This is a genomic window from Streptomyces albiaxialis, from assembly GCF_039530985.1.
Taxonomy (GTDB): domain Bacteria; phylum Actinomycetota; class Actinomycetes; order Streptomycetales; family Streptomycetaceae; genus Streptomyces; species Streptomyces albiaxialis.
Genome location: NZ_BAAAPE010000011.1, coordinates 22279 through 42540 on the forward strand (window position 1 = coordinate 22279; position 20262 = coordinate 42540).

At 76.1% G+C, this 20262-nt stretch carries 14 protein-coding genes; 13 read left to right on the top strand and 1 reads right to left on the bottom strand.

Going from position 1 to position 20262, the window contains the following annotated elements; all coding sequences use genetic code 11:
• Positions 1–118: 118 nt before the first annotated feature.
• Positions 119–694: a DUF3152 domain-containing protein gene (locus ABD343_RS20720; protein WP_344530917.1), complete on the bottom strand. Its 576-nt coding sequence runs from the start codon at positions 692–694 to the stop codon at positions 119–121.
• On the opposite strand from ABD343_RS20720, the gene ABD343_RS20725 reads away from it, so the two are divergent.
• From ABD343_RS20725 to ABD343_RS20785, 13 genes are all read left to right on the top strand, one after another.
• Positions 657–986 carry a hypothetical protein gene (locus ABD343_RS20725; protein WP_344530950.1) on the top strand — a complete coding sequence of 110 codons (330 nt, stop codon included), beginning with the start codon at positions 657–659 and terminating at the stop codon, positions 984–986. The two genes, ABD343_RS20720 and ABD343_RS20725, sit on opposite strands and share 38 nt — an antisense overlap.
• Before the next feature lie 251 nt (positions 987–1237).
• Positions 1238–1591, top strand: a complete 354-nt coding sequence (locus ABD343_RS20730; protein ID WP_344530372.1) for an MmcQ/YjbR family DNA-binding protein — start codon at positions 1238–1240, stop codon at positions 1589–1591.
• 19 nt (positions 1592–1610) lie between these two features.
• A complete protein-coding gene (locus ABD343_RS20735) occupies positions 1611–2402 on the top strand; it encodes a class I SAM-dependent methyltransferase (protein ID WP_344530374.1) in 792 nt (263 codons plus the stop codon).
• 22 nt (positions 2403–2424) lie between these two features.
• Positions 2425–2916 (top strand): hypothetical protein, encoded by a 492-nt coding sequence (locus ABD343_RS20740; RefSeq protein ID WP_344530376.1) that lies wholly within the window; start codon positions 2425–2427, stop codon positions 2914–2916.
• Positions 2913–5726 carry a hypothetical protein gene (locus ABD343_RS20745; protein ID WP_344530378.1) on the top strand — a complete coding sequence of 938 codons (2814 nt, stop codon included), beginning with the start codon at positions 2913–2915 and terminating at the stop codon, positions 5724–5726. The genes ABD343_RS20740 and ABD343_RS20745 overlap by 4 nt, the downstream gene beginning before the upstream one ends.
• A 5-nt stretch (positions 5727–5731) precedes the next feature.
• Complete coding sequence (locus tag ABD343_RS20750; RefSeq protein ID WP_344530380.1) at positions 5732–11242, top strand: CHAT domain-containing protein; 5511 nt, start codon at positions 5732–5734, stop codon at positions 11240–11242.
• The gene (locus ABD343_RS20755; protein ID WP_344530381.1) at positions 11232–11669 is read left to right on the top strand and encodes a hypothetical protein; all 438 of its coding nucleotides are present in this window, start codon (positions 11232–11234) and stop codon (positions 11667–11669) included. Before ABD343_RS20750 ends, ABD343_RS20755 begins: the two co-directional genes overlap by 11 nt.
• On the top strand, positions 11666–12163 hold the full coding sequence (locus tag ABD343_RS20760; RefSeq protein WP_344530383.1) for a nucleotide exchange factor GrpE: 498 nt from the start codon (positions 11666–11668) through the stop codon (positions 12161–12163). The genes ABD343_RS20755 and ABD343_RS20760 overlap by 4 nt, the downstream gene beginning before the upstream one ends.
• A gap of 34 nt (positions 12164–12197) precedes the next feature.
• Positions 12198–14339 (top strand): Hsp70 family protein, encoded by a 2142-nt coding sequence (locus ABD343_RS20765; RefSeq protein ID WP_344530385.1) that lies wholly within the window; start codon positions 12198–12200, stop codon positions 14337–14339.
• Positions 14336–16123 (top strand): Hsp70 family protein, encoded by a 1788-nt coding sequence (locus ABD343_RS20770; protein WP_344530387.1) that lies wholly within the window; start codon positions 14336–14338, stop codon positions 16121–16123. The genes ABD343_RS20765 and ABD343_RS20770 overlap by 4 nt, the downstream gene beginning before the upstream one ends.
• 73 nt (positions 16124–16196) lie before the next feature.
• The gene (locus ABD343_RS20775) at positions 16197–17600 is read left to right on the top strand and encodes a hypothetical protein (RefSeq protein WP_344530388.1); all 1404 of its coding nucleotides are present in this window, start codon (positions 16197–16199) and stop codon (positions 17598–17600) included.
• Complete coding sequence (locus tag ABD343_RS20780) at positions 17597–18121, top strand: hypothetical protein (RefSeq protein WP_344530390.1); 525 nt, start codon at positions 17597–17599, stop codon at positions 18119–18121. Before ABD343_RS20775 ends, ABD343_RS20780 begins: the two co-directional genes overlap by 4 nt.
• Positions 18122–18129: 8 nt before the next feature.
• Positions 18130–20250, top strand: a complete 2121-nt coding sequence (locus ABD343_RS20785) for a hypothetical protein (protein WP_344530392.1) — start codon at positions 18130–18132, stop codon at positions 20248–20250.
• The last annotated feature ends 12 nt before the right edge of the window (positions 20251–20262 follow it).

Here is a 20262-nt window from a genome sequence, read left to right on the forward strand (position 1 = left end):
CATAAGGGGCGCGGGGAACTGCGCGACCGGCCACGGCGCAGCCGCAGACTGCGAGACACGGCCCGGGGCAGCCCCTGTTCAGCCCTGAGGTGAGGGCACCCGGAAGCGCCGGGTACGGCTAAGGCACGGTCGGCCCCGAGATGTACGTGCCGTTCTCGTCGTACGGCCAGGCATTCGCCTCGCAGCCGTGCAGGCCGTCGATCTGCTGCATCATCGCGGGCGCGGGCCGGCCCGGCCCGCCGCAGCCCAGGTGGCCGTGGCCGATGCGGTGGCCGACCTCGTGGTTGACGATCAGGGCGCGGTATTCGCCGATCGGCCCGTCGAACTGGTCCGAACCCAGCACCCACCGCTTGAGGTTGACGACCACGTCCTCGCCGACGCTGCAATTGACCTCGCCCCGGGTGCGCAGTCCCGCGCGCCCGCAGATCCGGTCCACGGTGCCCGGCGTCGCGATCCGCACCACGAAGTCGACGGGCCCCGAGTCGACCAGGCGGAATGAGTTGCGCCCGTCGGCGGTCCAGCCGCGCGGGTTGGCGAGGACCGCCTGGACCTCGGCCGCCGCCTTCTCCGCTGACAGCTCGATGCCGTTCTCCACGAGCACCTTGTAGCGCCGCAGGTTCGCCCCCTGTCCGGCTGTGTCCCCGGAGGACCGGGCCGTGGCGAAGGTGCCGGGGCCCGTGGCGGGGACCGGAATGCGCGAGGGGCTCGCCGAGGGCTTCGTCCGCTTCTCCGAGGGAGACGCCGAGGGGGGAGCCGGTGACGAAGGTGACGCCGAGGGCTCGTCCTCGGTGGAGGGCGACGGCTCCGGGGCGGGCGGCGGCGACGACCGTTCCGCGCGCGGTTCGTCCTCGGTCCCGGACGACGACGCCCGGGCCTCGTCCCTCCTGTGGTCCCAGGCGACCGCGGCCCCGCCTATCAGGACGACCATGAGGAGCGCGAGCAACCCGACGGTGCCGCGTCGTGCGACGCTCCTCGGCTTCCGGTGACCCACCTGCTGACCCCTCGACGTCGGACGGTGTGCGGACTGCGGGGCGGCCCGGCGGCCTGCGCGACCCGTGCGACCGCCCCTCGCAGCACCAGAACGGGGCCCGGGCCGCAACGGTTCACTCACCGTGCCTGTGACGGAGCTGTGACAGCGGATAACGGCGCGGGGTTGAACCACTTCCCGTGCGGCCCCGTTGGAGCGGTGCAGCAGCCCTGAACAGGACCAAGGGCGGAGAGGCGGGTGCGAGTACTGATGGTCAGTGAGGAAGAGCTGCGCTCGGTGATGCTGTCCCTCCCGGGCGTCTTCGAGGTCCCGGACTGGGGGATGAACCGGTTCCGCGTGCGCGGCAGGACGTTCGTGACGGTGAACGGATCGGGCACCCGCGCGACCGCCCGTATCCACGTGAGCCGCTGGCTGCGGTTCCTCGTGCTCGACGCCACGTCCCGCAGGCCGTTCCACGCGCTTCCCCGGCCCGGCTGGATCCGCGTCGACCTGTCCCGGCTGAGCGTCGAGGCCGTCCGCGACGTGGTCCGGGAAGCCCACGGATGGGCGGTGCCGCCCATCGGCAGCAGCCCGGTCCACACCACCCGGGCTCGTCGCCCCTGAGAAGAACGAGGTCTGAACCATGTCCCAGCCCCTCCCCGAAGGAAACGTCTCCCACGGCATCCCGGCGGCCAACCAGTACGACGCCGCGGACGAGGACTACGTCCGCTACTGGGACGGCCGTGACTACGAGCACGGCGCCGAGACCATCGCGGTCAAACGCCTGCTGGGAACGATGTCCTGCGCGCACGCCGCCGACGTGGGCGGCGGCTTCGGCAGACTCAGCCTGCTGCTGGAGGAGTACGCCGACGAGGTCACGCTCCTGGACCCCAGCCAGAAGCAGCTCGACGCCGCGACCCACCACCTGAAGGGGCACCCGCGCATCCGCCCCCGGCTCATGCGCTCCGGCGCGCTGGGCCTGCCCGACTCCTCCGTGGACCTGCTCACGATGATCCGCGTCATGCACCACCTCCCCGACCCGCAGCCGACCCTCCGCGAGATCTCCCGCGTGCTGCGGCCCGGCGGCACGGCCATCATCGAGGTCGCCAACCTCACCCACGCGGTCAACAAGGTCCGCTACCTCGTCCGCTTCCAGCGCCTCCCGCGCGACCCCGTCGACATCCGCTCGGCTGACAAGCGCAAGGACGGGAGCATCCCCTTCGTCAACCACCACCCCGACACCGTCACCAGCCAGTTCGCGGCCGTCGGCCTCGCAGTCGAACGTAAGCTCTCGGTCTCCAACCTGCGCAGCGCCCGGCTGAAGCGCGCCCTCCCGGCGCGCGCCGTGCTCGCGGCCGAGCGCACCCTCCAAGCGCCCCTGGCTTCCCTCGACTTCGGGCCGAGCCTCTTCTTCCTCCTCCGCAAGAGTTCCTGACACGAGCGGTATCCTCGCCCTCGTGACGCAGGAGACGGGGACCGCCGAGGCGCTCGTGGGACACGAGGTCCCTCGGGCCGCAGAGGAAGACCTGGTCGAGACGCTGGCCGGTTACGGGCTGGCCCTCCGCACCCGCCGCGTACTGGCCCACCGGGGACCGTCCGAACTGCAATGGGCCGTGCTGATCGCACTGCCGCTGCACGGATTTCTGACCGGGCTGGGCACGGAGGCCGTCAAGGACGCGTACGCGGGGCTGAAGGGCCTGGTGCGGCGCGTACTGCGGAGCGGGGCCGCTGCCGCGGAGGGCGAACCGGCCCTCGAATCCCGCCCGTTGGTGCTCCAGGACGCGGCGAGCGGCCTGCGGGTCGTCCTGGAGGCGGACCTTCCGAGCGAGGCGTACGAGCAGCTCGTAGGGCTGGATCTCACACGGTTCCGGCAGGGCCCGCTCCACTACGACCGCGCGCGGGGGCGCTGGCGTTCGGAACTCGACGAGGCGGCGGGACCGGCCGTGTGACCTCGCGGTCCGGGCACGACGAGCGGGACGACGGCCTCGGCGACGCGCGGCAGGCGCTCGCCGGGGCCGAGGCGGCACGGGAACGGGGCGAACACGCGTCGGCCGAGCGGCTGTGCGAGGAGGGCCTGTCGGCGCTGCCGGAGGCCGGCGGCGCCGAACGGGGCCTTGTCGCCTCCGAGTTGCTCATCTGCAGGGCGCGGCTGCGGCTGGCCGGGGACGACGGCCCGGCGACGGCCGAGGAACTCCTGGCCCAGGCCCACACCTGGTCCCCCGACGACTGGCGGCCGAGATACTGGTCGGGTTGCGCGGCAGCGCACGGCGCGGCGTACGGGAAGGCCGAGCGCCACTTCACCGCCGCCCTCGACCGCGTGCCCCCGGACTCCCCCGAGGCCTCGTGCCGCACGCGGGTGCAGCGGGCGTACGCCAGAGCCCTCCTCGGGGACCCCGGCGGCGCCCTCGACGACCTCCACCACGCGGAAGCGTCCGCCCCCTTGGACGCCGCGGCCCTCCGGACCCGGACCGCACTGGTGCACGCCCGCTACGCCGAGGCATGCCGCCTGATCCGCCGGAAGGACTTCGAGCCCGCCGTCGAAGTACTGGAGCAGTGCGAACGCGGGTGGCCGGACGCCGGGTCCGGGGACGGGGACGGGTCCGGGGACGGGTCCGGGGACGGGTCCGGGGACGGGCTCGGCCAGGCGATCGCCGAGACCCGGCTCTACGCCGTGTGGCAGCTCGCCGTGCGCCGGGAGAGCGGGGCCAGGGCGCGGGCGCGGGCCCACCTGGACGAGGTGCGGCGACGCCTCCCGGACGACCCCCGTGCGTACCGGTACGCCGCCCGCCTGGAGTTCGCGTCCCGCGCGTACGACGTGGCCGCCGGGCTGTGGTCCCGGGTACTGGAGCTGTGCCCGGACGACCACGAGGCCCGCCACGGGCTCGCCCTGTGCCACGACCGTACGGGCGACGTACGCGGTGCCGAGGAGGAGTTCGCGGCACTCTCGCCCCCACTCGCGCTGGGCGCCCTGCGGATGCGGGAGGGCCGATGGAGCGAGGCCGCCGCGACCCTGGCCGAAGTGGACGAGGCAGCACCGGTACTCGCGGAGTGCCGCTACAGGGCGGGGCAACCCCCCGGAAACGGCCCCTGGCAAACCGCCGCCCTCACCCGAGACGGACACCTCACCGAGGCCCTCACCACCCTACGAACCACCGACCTCACCCCCAACGAACGGGCCGAACGCGAAACGGCCGCCCTCCTGCGCACGGCAGCACTACGCGAACTGACCCCGGAGTCCGAGGCCGCCCCTGGACGCACGGAGGACGAGGGCAGCGGCCCCCGACCCGCGGAGCGCGAAGGCGGTGGCACTCGGCGCACGGAAGGCGAGGGCGGTGGGCTGCGGTGGGGGCGGAGCGCCGCGTTGCTGGCGGCGGCGTATGAGGTGGGGGGTGGGCCCTCGCGGGGGGATGCGCCGGGGGCGCTCGGTCTGCATGCCGTCGTTCTGGCCATGGGGGCCCGGCACGGGGTTGCCGCCGAGGTGTTGGGGGAGGCGACGCGGCGCCGTCCTACGGACCGGCGGCTGGCTCATCTGCGGGCCCTGGTCCTGTTGCACGGGGGCGGGCCGCGCGAGGCGTGCGTCGCGGCGTGGGGGGCGCTGTTCCACGACGCCGGGTTCTGGGAGCGGCAGCGTGCCGACGCCGAGCGGCGGCACCGCGTCACGCTCACCGCCGCGGACCTCACCACGCTCCGCGCGGACCTGCACGTCCACCTGGAGGCCTGCCTCCAGGTGGACGGCGGGTCCGGGGCCGCCGCCCTGCTGCGGCGGGAGAGCGAGGCCGCGAAGGCGCTCGCGAAACTCGGCGGGTTCCCGCTGCCCGGTTCCGCCGACAGGCCCCTCGTGTGCGGGCCGGCGCGTCTCGCGGAGCTGGGGATCGCGGCGGAGTTCGGGGCGTACGTACGGGCCCTGGGCGGGCCCTCCTCGCGACGGCTCTTCTCCCAACTGGGCTTCGCCCAGACGGAGTTCGACGCCGACCGGCCGCGCGAGACGCTCGCGGCGCTCGCCGATCTGCGCTGCCCCGACTGCGCCCTGGGCGAGGCACCGCCGGAGCCCGTCGCCGTCTGCGCGCCCGGCTGCGCCCGCTTCGACGAGCTGAACCCCGGCTACGCGGGCCTCCCCGGCCCGCACAAGCACGAGGCGCTGCGCGAGGACGCGCTCACCCTGGCCGTGGAGGCCGCGCTCGCCGAGGGCCGCGCCGCGCTGACCGCCGCCGAGCCGGATCCCCGTACGGCGCACGCCTGTTGGCGCACGGCGCTGCGGTACGGCAGGGCGCTGGGCCGGTACCAGGACACGCAGCCCAGGGTGGCGGACGTGGCACTGGGCTCGGTCGCCGCGCTGCGCCGCGCGGGACGGCTCGACGCGGCCGTCTCCGTCCTGGAGGCCGCGCACGCGATCCTCGGGGCCAACGAGCGGCACCGGCTGGTGGGGCCGCTGGCCGGGGTGCTGACCGACCGGGGGATCTCGGCCTTCAACGGCGACCCGGACGAACTCGACGGTCCCGTGGCCGACTTGACGCGTGCCGTGGAGTTCAATCCGCACCTCCCGCGGGCACAACTCAGTCTCTGCGTGTTGCTGAGGGTGCGCGCGGCGCGCCAGCGGCAGGCGGGGAGCGTGACGGGCGCGCTGCGCACGCTGCGCGGGGTGCTCGGCAGGCTGGACGCGGCGCTCGCGCTCCTCCCCGGCGACGCGGAGCTGACGCGGCTGCGGGACGGGGTCCGTGCGGACGTGGACGGCCTCGACGCGATTCCGGGCGGGAGCTGAGGACGGTGCGGGAGTACGAGGAGCTGCGCGTCAGGGTGCGCCCGGTCGGGGGCGACCGCCATCTGGTCGCGGCCGGAGGACCGGCGTGCGCGGCGGAGGTGCGGGAGGTGCCCGCCGAGCGGGCGGCGCGGCTGGGCGAGCGCTGGGCGCGGCTGGTCGCCTCGGAGCTGGGGGCCGACTTCCCCGAGGGCCGGGACCCGTCCTCGGTGACCGCGCGGGAGCTGGGCCGGGAGGTCTACGAGCTGCTGTTCGGCGACGCGCTGCGCGCGTGCCTGGGCGAGGCCATGGACCGCGCGGCGCACGCCCGGCCCTCGCGGGGCCTGCGCGTCCGCTTCGACCTGCCGCCCGAGCTGCGCGAACTGCCCGTGGAGGTGCTGTGCGCGCCCCCGCGGGAGCCGCACCAGAACATGGGCCTCGACCGCCGCGTCTCCCTGGTGCGTACGCTCCCGGGCCAGCCGCTGGGCCCCCGCCTGCCCGCGCCCGGCGACCCGCCGAGCCGTATCCGGCTGGTCGTCGCCGTCGCCTCGCCGGACCCGCTGCCCGCGCTCGACGCCGCCGCCTCGGAGATCGAGGAGCTGCGGCGCGTACTGCCCGACGTGAAGGTGCAGACGGTCGTGGTCGAGCACGCCGGGCTGCGGGACCTGGAGGCCGAGCTGGCGGCGTGCCGCGACCAGCCGACGGCGCTGCTGCTGATCGCGCACGGGGCGTACGACCACGAGCAGCGCGCGGGGCAGGTGTGCCTGGAGACGGAGGACGGGGCCCCCGACTGGGTCCCGGCGGGGCAGCTCGCGGGGGTGCTGCTGAAGGCCCCGCAGCTCCGGCTGGCGGCGCTCAACATCTGCGCGGGCGGGAACAGTTCGCTGGTCGAGCCCTTCTCGGGGGTCGCCCAGGCGCTCGTCGCGGGCGGGCTGCCCGCCGTGGTGGCGATGCGGGGGCGGTTCACGGACAAGAGCGCGGGCCGCTTCAGCCCCGTGCTGCTCTCCCATCTCGCGGGCAACGCCACCGTGGACGAGGCGGTGTCCGCCGCGCGCACCGGCATCGCCCATCTCTCCGGGCACACCGCGATCGAGTGGGCGACCCCGGCGCTCTTCCTGCACGAGGAGTGCCGGCACGGCTGGCTGTTCAAGGCCCGCGTGGTCCGCGACGAGCACGAGGGCTACGTGGACCCCGTGCACGAGGGCGCCGAGGCGCTCCGCACCGTGGAGAGCCCGGTCGGCAACGTCGGCTCGTCCGACGTCATCGCCGCGGTCCGTCACCTGCGCACGCTCGGCAGGTGGGACCAGGTGCTGGGGATGCTGCGCATGGACACCGCGCAGTACGAGTCGGAGCAGGACTGGCTGCGCGAGGAGGCCCGGTTCGAACGCGCCTGGCCCGCGACGCACGACCTGTGCGCGCTGCTGGCGGCGTCGGCGGACGCGCGCACGCTCCGGCGCGAACTCGACGCGCTGCGCGCGGACCTCACCCCGGACCCTCTCGGCTGCCTGGCCGACGAGGTGGCGGCGCGGCACCGGGCCGAGCTGGCGGAGAGCGCCGAACGGGCAACGGCGTCCGGCGCGTGGCGGACCGCGTCCACGGCCTGCGCGGAACTCCTCGCCGCCCGCCCGGACGACCCGGAACTGCGGGCCCGCGCCCACTACGTGGAGGGCCGGATCGCGGAGGAGGCGGACGACTGGGCAGGTGCGGCGACGGCGTACGCGAAGTGCGCGGGCACCGCCACGGGCGCCATGGGCGCCGCGAGCGGTACGGGTGGGGCGGGTGAGGCGGGCCCCACCGGTCCGGCCGGTCCGGCCGGGTTCGCCGACGTGGCGGCGCGGGCCGCGTACGCGCGGGGGCGGGTGGCGGCAGGTGAGGGGTCCTGGTCCCGGGCGCGGGAGGAGTTCGGGGCGGCGGCGAAGGACGGGCTGCCGGAGGACGGCTGGCTGAACTACGCCGTGGGCAGGACCGCCGCGGCAGCCCGGGACTGGCGCGCGGCGGCCGAGGCGCTCGCCGCCGACCCGGGCTTCGCGGACGCCGCCGACTGGCTGCCGTGGGTGCGCGGGCGGCTCGCCGCCGAGCAGGGCGACTGGGAACGCGCCCTGGAGGCCCTCGCGGACGCCGCCGCGCGCGGCCACGCCTGCGAGCCGTGGCTCGGCGAGGCCGTGACCCGGGTGCACGCCTCGGCCGTGGAGGCCGAGGAGGCGGGCGACTGGCCGCGCGCCGCCGCCCGCTTCGCCGCGCTCCCCACGGGCCACCGGGACGCGGAGGCCCGCCGCCGCTACGCCGAGGGCCGGGTGGCGGAGGCGCGGGGCGACTGGACGGGGGCCGCGCGGGCGTACGAGACCTCGGGGCACGCCGACGCGCGCCTCCTGCGCACCTACGCGCTCAGCCGCGCGCTGGAGGAGCGCGAGGAGTGGGGACGCGCCGCGGACCACCTCGCCCAACTGCCGCCCCACCTGCGGGACGTGGCCGACCGCCGGCTCTACGTGCGGGGCCGTGCCGCCGACCGCGACGCCGACTGGGCGGGCGTCATCGAGGAGTTCGGACGGCTCCCGGACACGTACGCGGACGGTGACGTGGGCGCCCGCCGCCGCCACGCCCGCGCCCGTATCGCCGAGGCCGCGGGCGACTGGGAGACGGTGCTGAGCCTGGTGGCCGGGCTTCCCGACGAGGACCGCGGCGGCGCCGTCGCCCTCCTCCGCGCCAAGGCCACCGCCAAGGGCGCGGAGTCCTCCGGCGACTGGCCCCGGGCGCACGAGATCTGCGCCGCCGCGCTCCGCGCGCCCGGGACGGCGGAGGCCGGGGCGGCACGGGAGGAGCTGGCGGTCCTCGGGCGGTACGCGCGGGGGCGGGCCCTGGAGGCGGAGGGGCGGTGGGAGGAGGCGCTCGGGGCGTTCCTGGAACTGCCGGAGGAGTGGGCCGACGCGCCCGTACGGGCCGGGTACGCGCGGGCGCGGCTCGCGGAGGAGACCGCCGGGCCGGACGGCGACGCGGAGGTCTGGTGCCGGGTCGGTGAGGAGTACGCGGCGCTCCCCCGGGACTTCGGGGACGTGACGGCCCGCATCGCGTACGTACGGGCCCGGCAGGCGGAGGCCGAGGGCGACTGGGAGGGCGCGGCCCGGCGGGCCGAGGCGCTCGGCGAGACGCTCGACGGGGCGCTCGGCGAGGCGTGGGGCGCGCCGGGGATCGCGGCGTACGCCCGTGGCCGTACGGCCGAGGCGCGTCAGGACTGGCCGCGTGCGGCGGAGCACTACGGGGCCTGCGCGGGGCGGCGGGACGCGGCCGAACGGCTCGCGTACGCGCGGGGGCGCGTGCTGGAGGCGGACGGCCGGTGGAGCGCGGCCGTCGCGGCGTACCGCCGCGCGGGCGGCCCGCACGACCGGGCCGGTGTGCGCACGCGGCGGCTCCAGCGGCTGCTGGAGCGGGTGCCGTGGGCCGACGGGCTGCCGTGCGCCCCGCTGGTCTGCGACCCGTGCGCGCTGCGGGACCCCACGTACCCGTATCTGGCGCTGCGGGACGCGGGCGTCGATCCGGGGGCGCCGTGGTCGGTCGTGCGGGACGCGACGTACACGCTGATGGAGCGCCGCACCGCCATGACGTGGCAGGAGCGGATGGCCTGGAAGCAGCTCCAGCACCCGGCCCAGCGGCTGCTGCTGGACGCGATGCTGTACCGCCTGCACGACCCGGGCACGCTGCGCGAGCGGCTGGCCGAGCTGTCCCCGGACGACGCCGACGACGGCGCGGGGCTCCCCGAGGCGCTCTGCCGCGACCTGCCGCGCGACGCGCCGCTGCTGCTCCTGCTGGCCCGGGGCCGGGAGGCGGCCGTCGCGGAGTGGGAGGCGCGGCTGCGGGAGGCGCCGGGCGACATGGATGTGCTGCACGGGCTGGCGGTCGCGCGGCTGTGGCAGGCCAAGGAGCTGGAGGAGAGCGGGGCGTGGGAGCACGCCGTCGTCGCCTGGCGGTACGCCGTGGCCTACTGGGCGGCTCTGCTCGCCGACGACGCCCACTGGGAGCGCTGGCGGCAGGAGCGTGCCGCGTGCTACGGGCGCGGCGCGGGCCCCGAGGACATCGCGCGGCTGCGGTGGAAGCTGGGACAGCACCTCTCCGACGAGTTCGCGGCGTACGGGCAGCGGCACGCCGACGCGGACCGGCCCGGACAGGCCCGCGCGTACTGGGAGTTGGGGGACGCTCTGGAGGCCGAGCTGGGCGGCGCCCGGCAGCTTGGGGAACTGGGCGGACTGCCGGTGGCGGGCGCCGGGGGCGCGGGCGGTCGGCTGGCGTGCGGGCCCGCCTATCTGCGGCTGCTGGAGCTGGGCCCCCGGCTGGGCGAGCTGGCCGCGCGGCTCGACGGGACGGTGCGGCGGGGCGAGGAGCCCGGCGAGTCGGCCCTGCGGGAGCTGCGGGTGGCGTTCTCCGAACTGTCCACGGCCTTCGCGCTGTTCGGCATGCACAAGTTCGACGAGGCGCTGCGGGCCCTGCCCGAGCCGCGGGAGATGCGGGACCTCCCGGAGGACTGCGCGGGCCCGGGCGCCGCGCCCGACCGGGAGGCGCACCTGCGGGAGTGCGGGCACTGCGCCGGCTTCCTGCGGCGCAACCCGGCCTATCTCCATCTCCCGGGCCGCGCCGCCCGGCTGCTCCAGGACACCGTGGACCTCGCGGTGCAGACCCGCCTGGCGCTGGCCCGTACCGCCCTGGCCTCCGGCGGGTCGCGGCGCGCGCTGGAGGAGTGGCGCGCGGCGGTGCGGACGTCCCGGCTCGCGGGGATGCAGACCCGTACGAAGGCATCGGTGGTACGGATGGCACTGGGGCGCGCGAAGGCGCTCGCGGAGGCGGAGGGCGTCCAGCGGGGCGCGGGCCTGGACGAGGCCGTGGAGCTGGTGGAGGGCGTGCTCGCGCTCGGCCCCTTCGACCGCGAGTCGCTCTTCCAGCTCCGTACGCGCATGTCCAAGCTGCTCTCGGCGCGCGGCGTCTGGCGCGGCAACCGGTGCGAACACTTCGGCCTCGTCCCGGACTTCGAGGCCGCCGAGGTCGATCTGCGCCGGGCGCTGGAGCACTACCCGGAGTCGCTCTCCGCGCGGGACAATCTCGCGCGGGCACTCGTCTTCACGCTCGGCGAGCGGCGGTCGGGGATCTCTGGAAAACTGCCGGTGCTGCTCGAAGCGCTCGGCATCCTCGACACGGGGCTGCGGGACGCGCCGGTGAGCAGCGACTTCCTGAGCACCCTCCGCGAGGCGCTGGAGACGCTGGAATGGCTGCTGGTCGCGGAGTTCGAGCCCGAGGACTTCACCAGGATGATGCGGGACATCAGCGAGGAGCCGGTCCCCGAGGAGGGGGCCGAGACCCGGATGGCCGACTGGGCCAGGGAGCTGGCGGCCACCGCGGAGGAACGGGTGCGCGCGGGCGAGCCGCTGCGGGGGCTGCACTATCTGATCCGGGCGACCCGGGCGGACGCCGGGAACGCCGCGATCCGGCGGGCCCTGATCGCCGGGGTCGAGCGCTGGCGGGACGAGGAGAGCGGGGGTGCCGGGAATGATTCATGATCCGTCGACGGCGTGGGACGGTCCGTTCCCGTACGAGGTGCTCGCCCCGGCGGGAGCGGACCCGGACACGCCGCACGCGGAGATGCAGGACCTCTCGTTCGAGCTGATGGCGCGCGGGCTGATGACGCCGCGCACCCAGCGCGCCTGGCACGAGCTGCGCACCACGCGCCGCCGCCTGCTGGCCGATGTCCTGCTCTACGCCCAGGAGGCGGGCCCCGAGGCCGTGGCGGCGGCACGGGAGGCGGCCGAGGCGGAGGAGGCGGCCGAGGACGCGGAGCCGGACGTGCCGCCGGAGGCCGAGGAGTGGCTGCGGCCCCCGTGGGCGCCCGCCGAGCGGCTGGCGGACGAACTGGACGGCGTCCCGCTGCCGCCGTTCCCCGGCCCGCCGCCCGAGCCGCTGGACGCGCTCGTCCGCTTCGACCGGTGAGCGGGGAGCGGGCCCCGGAGCCGGCCGCCCTCGAACTGGCCCGGCAGGCGGCGGCGCACCACGCCAGGACCGAGCGCCTGCTGCTGGGCCTGGTCGAGGTGCTGGACTCCTTCGACCGCCTGCTCGCGGGCTCCGGGGACCTCGCGGGCTCCGGGGGCGGGCCCGGAGAGGTCCCCGCCGATAGCGTCCGGGCCCTGGCCCGGCAGTTGGAGCGGGCCCTGGGGCAGGAGGGGCTGGAGCCCGTGGGCGTATCCGGCGAGCGGGCCGACCCGGTGCGGCACCACGTCGTGGACGTACGGCACCGGGCGGGGGCCGCCGAGGACGAGGTGCTGGAGGTCCTCCGGCGGGGCTACCGGTACCGGGGGCAGCTCCTGCGCCCGGCCCGCGTGGTGATCGCGGACGGCACGGCGGTGGAGCCCGGCCCCGGCCCCGGCCCCGGCGACGGCGACGGCCCCGGCGACGGCGGGACCGGAGAAGCGGGGCGGCAGGGGTGAGGGCATGGGAGAGCGGAAGACAACAGGAGCACGGATGAGCGCGATCGGCATCGACCTCGGCACCACGAACAGCGCGACCAGCAGCTACGACCCGGAACGCAAGGAAGTGTCCGTCCTGACCAACAGCTCGGGGAAGAACCTCACCCCGTCGGTGGTCGGCCTCTACCGCCGCGACGGCGCCGAGCGGTTCATCGTCGGTGACACGGCCGTCAAATGGGCGGCACGGCAGCCCAGGGAGACCGTGGTCTCGGTGAAGCGCCTGATGGGCCGCGCCTTCGCCGACCCCCTGGTCGAGCAGGCGCGGGAGAAGCTCAGCTACGAGATCACGCAGGGGCCCGACGGCGACCCCCGCGCCCGGGTGCGGATGGGCGACCGGGTCCTCTCCCCCGACCAGGTGTCGGCGCTGATCCTGCGGCAGTTGGCGCAGGACGCCTCGCGCAGCCTCGGAGAGGAGGTGACACACGCCGTGATCACCGTGCCCGCGTACTTCGGCGACGCGCAGCGCGCCGCGACCCGGGACGCGGCCGAGCAGGCCGAGCTGGTGGTCAAGAAGATCATCGACGAACCGACGGCCGCCGCGGTCGCCTTCGGCCTGCACAAGAAGAGCGGGGAGCGCAGCCGGATCCTCGTCTACGACCTGGGCGGCGGCACGTTCGACATCTCGATCCTGCACGCGGTCAAGAACGAGGAGGGGCACGGCCAGTTCCACGTCCTGCGCTTCGACGGCGACAGTTGGCTCGGCGGCGACGACTTCGACCAGGCCATCGTCGACCGCATCGTCACCTGGGTGAAGGACACCTACGGCATCGACCCGAGCGGCGACAAGAACTTCCTGTACGCGGCCAAGGAGCAGGCCGAGCAGGCCAAGTGGGAGCTGAACGCGCAGGAGTCCACCGACATCGTCATCCTCGCGGCGCACCGCGCGCCCGACGGCACGGTGATCGACGTCGAGATGCCGCTGACCCGGAGCGAGTTCGACGGCCTCATCGAGCCGATGGTCCGGCGGACCATGACGCTCGTCGACAAGACACTCACGGACGAGGGCCTGACCGCCGACGACATCACGGACGTCCTGCTGGTCGGCGGCTCGACGCTGACCCGCGCCGTGTACGAGACGGTCGAGAACCGCTTCGGCAAGGACAAGGTCCGCCGGAACATCAACCCGATGGAGTGCGTGGCGCTCGGCGCCGGGATCCTGGCGGGCACCCTGCACGCGATCGAGTGCCCCGAGCCGGAGTGCCAGCGGCTCAACGCGGAGTCCGCCACGGAGTGCGAGGACTGCGGCCGCAGCCTGGCCAACGCGCGCTCGGTCGGGGACACGGGCCTGCACGAGGTGACGGGGCCCGCCATGGGCATCGCGGCCGTCCGGGGCTCGCAGCGGGACGTCTTCGTCCCGATCATCCCCTCGGGCACGCCGTACCCGCTGCCGGAGCCCAGGCGGCAGACGTTCGAGACGACGGACGGGCGCCGTATCCGCGTCCCCGTCTACGAGGGCAACCAGAGCGTGGCCAGCAGGAACGTGGAACAGGGCGTGATCGAGTTCGAACTCCCCGAGGACATCGGGCTGCACCGCAGGGTCGAGGTCTCCTTCAACTACTCGCTGGACCGGATCATCAAGGTGCGCATCAGCGTGCCGGGCACGGACCTCGTCAAGGAGGACACCCCCAACCGGGACCAGCAGGGCCCGCCGGCCGCGCAGCACGAGGAGCAGGACGCCGCGGGGCTGGGCCCGACGCTGGAGCATGTCGCCAAGGAGACACGGGAGTTCCTCGCCGACTACGAGGAGTACATGGAGCCGTCCCAGCGGATGAAGGTCGAACGGGACCTGGAGCTGGTCCAGCGGGCGCTGGACCGGGGCGAGAGCGGGGAGTACGCGCGGCTGACCGACCTGCTGCTCACGGACATGTACAACCACTGCGGCCTGGCCAGCAAGCTCATGCAGGCCAAGCGGGCCACGGACGGCGCCTCGCCGCAACTGGGCCAGCAGATCATCGAGGCCGTCGGCCACGTCCGTACCGCGCACGAGCGCGGCAACCGGGAGCAGGTCACCCAGCAGGCCCGCAACCTCACCAACCTGGTGGCCCGCGCCATGGACGAGCGCTCGGTCGCCGAGGTGCCCACGGCGGAGGACTACGGCAGCCACCTCCGCGTCCCGATCGACCGACTCGACACATGAGGGGCGGGACGGAGGGGCCCGGGGAAGCGCCGCCGGGCGCGGAGCTGTCCGGCCGCGCCGCGCGGCTCCGGCTCGGCGTGGACCTGGGGGCCACGGGCCTGCGCGTGGCCTACGGGCTGCCGGGCGAGCCGCCCCGGACGCTGCGCGCGGCGCCCTCCGAGGTGCCGTGGCTGCTGTGCGAGCGGCCCGTGACGGGCCGGGGGCCGTGCGTCTTCCCCAGCCTCAAGAGGAAGCTGGGCAGGGGGCGTCCGGTGCCGACGGCCGCCGGGGAGCGCCCGCCGGAGGAGCTGGTGACCGAGGAGCTGCGGCGGGTGCGCGAGCAGGCCGAGGAGGCGTCCGGCGCGTCCGTCGCGCACACCGTCCTGAACGTCCCGGTGAGCTACGGCTCGGCGCAGCGCACGGCGCTGCGCGCGGCGGCGGAGGCCGCGGGCCTGGCCGGGCCCCGGCTCATCAGCGACAGCGTCGCGGCCGTCATCGCGCACATGGGCGGCCAGGGCAGCGGCACGTATCTCGCGTTCGGCGTGGGCTACGACGGGTTCGAGCTGGGCCTGGTGCGGGGCGCCCGGGGGCAGTACCGGACGCTCGGCGTGGAGAGCGCGGAGACCTCCGGCGGGCGGGCGTTCGACGCGGCGGTGCTCGACACGGCGTACCGGCACCTGCGCGACTTCGGTGCCGCCCGAGGCCCCGGCGGGATGGCCGGGACGGCCTGGCAGGGGCTGCGGGACGACGCGGAGCTGGCGCGCGAGTGGCTCGGCGCGGCACCCGGCACGTTCGGCGGGGCGGTCGAACTCCCCGTCGGGGGCGCCATCGGCATCGCGCTGCGCCGTGCCGACCTGGACGCCTATCTGGACCGGCACGTCGCGCGGATCCTGGCCCGCGCCAGGACGCTGTTCGAGCAGACCGGGATGGAGCCCTCGGACCTCGACGCGGTGCTGCTGTTCGGCGGCGCCACCGGCATGGAGCGGATCCGCGCGGGCGCCGCCTCGCTGGGCCGCCCCTGCGTGCGGCTGGGGCCCGACCGGCTCGCGCTGGGCGCGCTGGCGCACGCGGCGCGGCTGGACGAGGCGCACCCGGCCGGGCCCGAGGAGAGCGCGACGGCCCCGGCCGAGGACGGCCACGACACGCTGGGCGACCTGCCGCCGCTCACCGCCGCGGTACTGCCGCCGCCGGGCCGTACGCCCGAGGAGCCGTCCGGCTCGGACGCCCCCGGCCCGGGGCAGGTCGCCGAGGCGCGGCGGCTGGCCGCCGCGGGGCGCGGCGAGGAGGCGGCGGAGCTGCTGCGGCGGCTCATCGGCGAGGCGCGGGAGGCGCTCGACGAGCTGAGCGCGCCGCCGCCCGCACAGGCGGCCCGCCCGAGCACCGCCGCGGCCCGCCACCTGGGCATGGCCAGGACCCTGCTCCAGCAGGGGCATTACGACCAGGCCGTGCAGGCCTCGCACGCCGCCTGGCGCGAGGAGCGGGCCAGACCGGCGGGGGCCGACGTGCTGGAGTCCATGATCGAGGTGCACAGCTCGGCCGCGATGGCAGCCGGTCCCGGCCGCTTCGCGGACGCCGAGCGCTGGCTCCTGTGCGCCTACAGCCACGACCAGACGAACGGCCGTATCCGCGAGCTGCTCGCCGAGCGCACCTACCGGCACGCGGTCGGCCTCCACGACAGGGGGCAGCGGCAGGACGCGGCCGCCGCGCTCCGCAAGTGCCTGGAGTGGAATCCCGAACACACGGGCGCCCAGGCGCTGTTGGGGAGCCTGAACTTCGGGCGAGCGCGCCCGCGCGGCGGCACGTAACCCGTACCCTGTGGCGGGCCGGGCCGGGTGTAGGCACCAGCGATCGAGTGAACGGACCAAGGGGGACGGGGACTTGCCACAGGCGGCACTGCTCGACAAGGACGAGCTGGCACGTGAACTGAGGGACCTGGCCGACACCCCGTCGCTCGCCCTGCGCGGTTCCGAACTCCATTCCCTTGCCGAGGACGTGGCCCAGGAGAAGGACCTCGACCGGTGGGCGGAGGTGGACCTGCTCCAGGCCTTCGCGCGGCCCGAGAGCCTCGCCGAGGCGCCGCGGGACACCTCGGGGCGCCCCGGGCTCGTCCGGCGGATCGCCGCGCTGCCCCGCACCCGGCCCTGGCAGGCGCAGGGCGTGCCGCGCTGGCTGCGCGACGAGCTGCGGGAGCGGTCGGTGCGCGACGGGCTCCTCGAAGCCGTGCTGGGCATGCTGGTGTTCGTCCCGCTGCTGATCACCTGGATCGGCCTGCGGGAGGCCGTCCGGGCGTACGGGGACCTCAGCGCGGAACACTCCGAGCAGGCCACCCGCCCCTTCCTCCAGCTCTGGCAGTCGGGGTTCGGCGGACACCTGAGCCCCATCGGCCGGTTCGAGAACGTGGCGCTGACGGCCGCGATGCTGATCTTCCTGCTGGTGGTGCTGTCGGGCTGGCACAGCCGCGTCCGCTCGCGCGCCGAGCACGACGAGGCGGCGCGGCACGCGAAGCGCGAACACGACCTGGGCAGGCTGGCGTCCACCCTCACCCGCGTCCAGATGCTGGTCTCCGCGCACCGCAAGGCGTCCCCGCAGCAGTTCGTGGCCGAGCTGAGCAAGGCGGCGCGGCGGATGGAGCGGCTCGCCGCGAAGGCCGACGACAGTCACCAGGCGCTGGTCACCACGGGGCAGGCCGCGCAGCAGGCGACGGCGGCGCTGGAGTCGGCCGTCAACCGGCTCGGGGACGAGCTGCCCAAGCTCGGCGACGCGACGACCCGGATCGAGGACGCGGTCCGCCTGGGGCACCAGGCCGGTGCCGACGCCAGCAGGAGCAGCGCCGACGCCGCGAAGGACCTCGCCGTGCGGCTCAAGGCGGCGGGCGACACGGTCGAGGCGGCGCTCACGACGCTGACCGCCGCACAGCAGACGCTCGTCGCCAAGTCCGAGTCGGTGGCCGACGCGACCGACCGCGCGTCCCGCGCGCTGGTGGACAGCACGGGCCGCACCGGCGACGCCATCGAGGGGATGCGCCAGGCGACCGAGCGCTGGGACGCGGCGGCGGCCCACTGGCAGGACGCGGCGCAGCGGCTCGACGAGGGGCTGCGCGGCCTCGGGATCGTACGGCCCCCGGCGCCCAGGGCCGGCAACGGCGAGTGGCACGCGGGCGCGTCCTCGTCGGCGCCCGCCGGGGAGTGGCACGGCGGTGCGCCGGGCGGAGGGCCGCCGCGCGGCGGGGCGCAGCACGGAGGGCCGCCGTACGGGCGTCCGCAGGAGGGGGCTGACCAGTGAGCCGGCCCCTTCCCCCGCCGGGCGGCCGACGGGGGCCCGGCTCCCGTTCGCGCGGCCGGCTGAGCCCCGTCGTGCTCGCGGGCTGGCTCTTCGCGGATCTGCTGCTGGTGCTGGTCGTGGTCACCATGGCCGACCGATCCGACCCGCTCGCCGCCGAGCCCACGCCGAAGAAGTCGGGCAGCGCCTCGGCCTCGCCCTCCCCCTCGCCGACGCCGACCGGGCCGCGCTCGGTGGAGCGCGGCTGGAAGGAGTTCGACGTGAGCGGCCGGAGCGAGAAGTCCCTCGTGCGGCAGATCAGGAAGGACACGGACCGGTGGTCGGGCCGTACGGCCGCGATCGTGCTGACCTTCGGCGGCACCATCCGGGGCGAGGTCTACGCACGGAAGGTCAACCGCCTGCTCCCGCAGGCGCGTCCGAGGATGTTCGACAAGAAGGACACCGCGACGGACGACTTCCACAACACGGGCAAGCGCGCCGACTCGGCGACCGTACGGGTGTATTTCTACACCGCCCCGAAGTGAGGTGAGTGGTGGCGCAGGTCTGGCGACTGCCCCAGTACCCGGCGATGCGCGGCTACGCCGAACTCGACGCCGGGCTCCGCGCCGCGGGCTTCCGGCACGCGGCGGAGGTGCTGCGGGCCCCGGAGCCGAGCGCCGCCGCCTCGGTCTTCGCGACGCTGCGCGGCGCGGGCAGGGCGAGCGGCTTCCGGGTGCTGGACGGGCTCTGGTTCCCCGCGCGCGGCACCCGTTGGCGGCGCGTGGACCTCGCGTACGTACGGGAGTGCCGGGGCCGCTGGCAGAGCGGGGACGACCCGCGCGCCGGGGCGGCGCTCGCGCTCCTGGACACCCTGGAGACCGTGCAGCGGGACGACCCGGCGGGGCTGCGGCGGATCGTGCTGTGGCAGCTCTGCTGCGCGCTGAAGGACGAGGCCGGGCCGGTCACCGCGGGGGCCGCCGAGGCGCTCGGCGTTCACACGGACGAGGCGGCGGAGCTGGCCGCGGCCGTCGACGCGGACTTCCCCGGCGACGGCCCCGCGCGCGGGGCGGCGGAGCAGATCAGCGAGGTGTGGCCCGGCACCCGCCTCCGGCACGCCGTCCGGCTCGCGGAACTCCTCCCCGCGCACCCGGCCGACCACGTCCTCGGCCGGCTCCTCACGGGCCTGCGGGAACGGGAGGCGGCCGTACGGGACCTCAAGGACGAGGCCGTCGCGCGGGAGAGGCACGGGGAGACCCGCCCGGCCGCCGAGGCCTGGCTCAGCGCGCTCCGCCTCGCGACGGACGACCTCGACGCCCGTACCGGCCTGTTCCGCACCGCGGCCCTCCTCGCGGACGACCCGCTGCTGCCGCCCGCCCGCACGGTGACGGCCACCGTCAACGGCCGTACGGCGCACCTGAGCTGGCGGCCCGCCACGCGGGGCGCCGGGAGGCCCGTCGGCTACCGGCTCTTCCGCTTCCCCGGGGCCGATCCGGAGGGGGCCGTCGAGCTGCCCGTCCCCGGGGCCGGGCAGGGGGTGGGCGGGCCCGTCACCGCCGTGGACACGGACGTTCCGCTCGGGGTGGCGGTGCGCTACGCGGTGGTGCCGACGCGCGGCGGGCTCCCCGCGGGCGTACCGCGCGGCAGCGGCACCGTGCTGCTCACGCCCGAGGTGGAGGGGCTCGCCGCGGAGACGGTGCTCGACGGCGTACGGCTGCGCTGGCTCACGGACGGTTCGGCGAAGGCCGTCCGTGCCGAACGGGTGGCCGCGCCGCCCGGCACGGCCACCGGCACGCCGCTGCCCTGCGACCGCGCGGGCCTGCTGGACGGGCCGCTGCCGCCCGGCGACTACGCGTACCTGGTCTCCTGCGGATACCCCGGCCCGGACGGCGCGTTGGTGTGGTCGCCGGGGCGTACGGTGCGGGGCCGGGCCGAGGAGTGGCCGTCCCCCGTGACGGAACTGGACGCCGGGCCGCCCGACGGCGAGGGCCGGGTGAGCGTGACCTGGCCGCGCCCCGCGCGGGGCCGTACGCGGCTGGTGCGCTGGCGGGCCCGGCCGGTGGCCCCGGGCGAGGACGTCTCGGGACTCCTCGCCGCCGTGGGTACGGACGGCGCGGACGGACCCGACGGCGCGGACGGTCCGGACGGACCCGGCCGGGGGGCGGCGCGTGTGGAGATGCCGCCGCCGGGCGCCATGGCCCGGCTCACCGCGGTGAGCACGCTGGACGGGCGTGCCGTCTCCGGGCCCAGCCTCGTCCTCGAACACCCCGGTCCCGTCACGGGACTCGTCGCGCGGCGCCTGGAGACGGAGCGTGTCGAGGTGCGGTTCGACTGGCCGGAGCCCTCCGTGCTCGTGGCGCTCCGCTGGGAGTGCGGGACCCTGCGCGAGGAGCGCAGGGTCCCGCGCAGCAGGCATCTCGCCGAGGGGCGGGTGGAGATCGCGGTCTCGTGGCCGGAGTGCCGGATCACGGTGACCCCGCTGACGCGACCGGACGCCGTCCGCGTGGCGGGCACCTCCGCCGAGGTCGTGCTCCCCGCCGTGCCCCCGCCGCCGACCACCACGGGCCGGCCCTCCTGGGCCCCGTGGACGCCCGGTTCGGGGCCGGGCCGGTGGCGCCCCCGCAACGCCCTGGTGGCCAGGCTGCTGCGGTGGCGCCCCTGGCGCCGCCGCCGCTGAGACCGGCCCCCC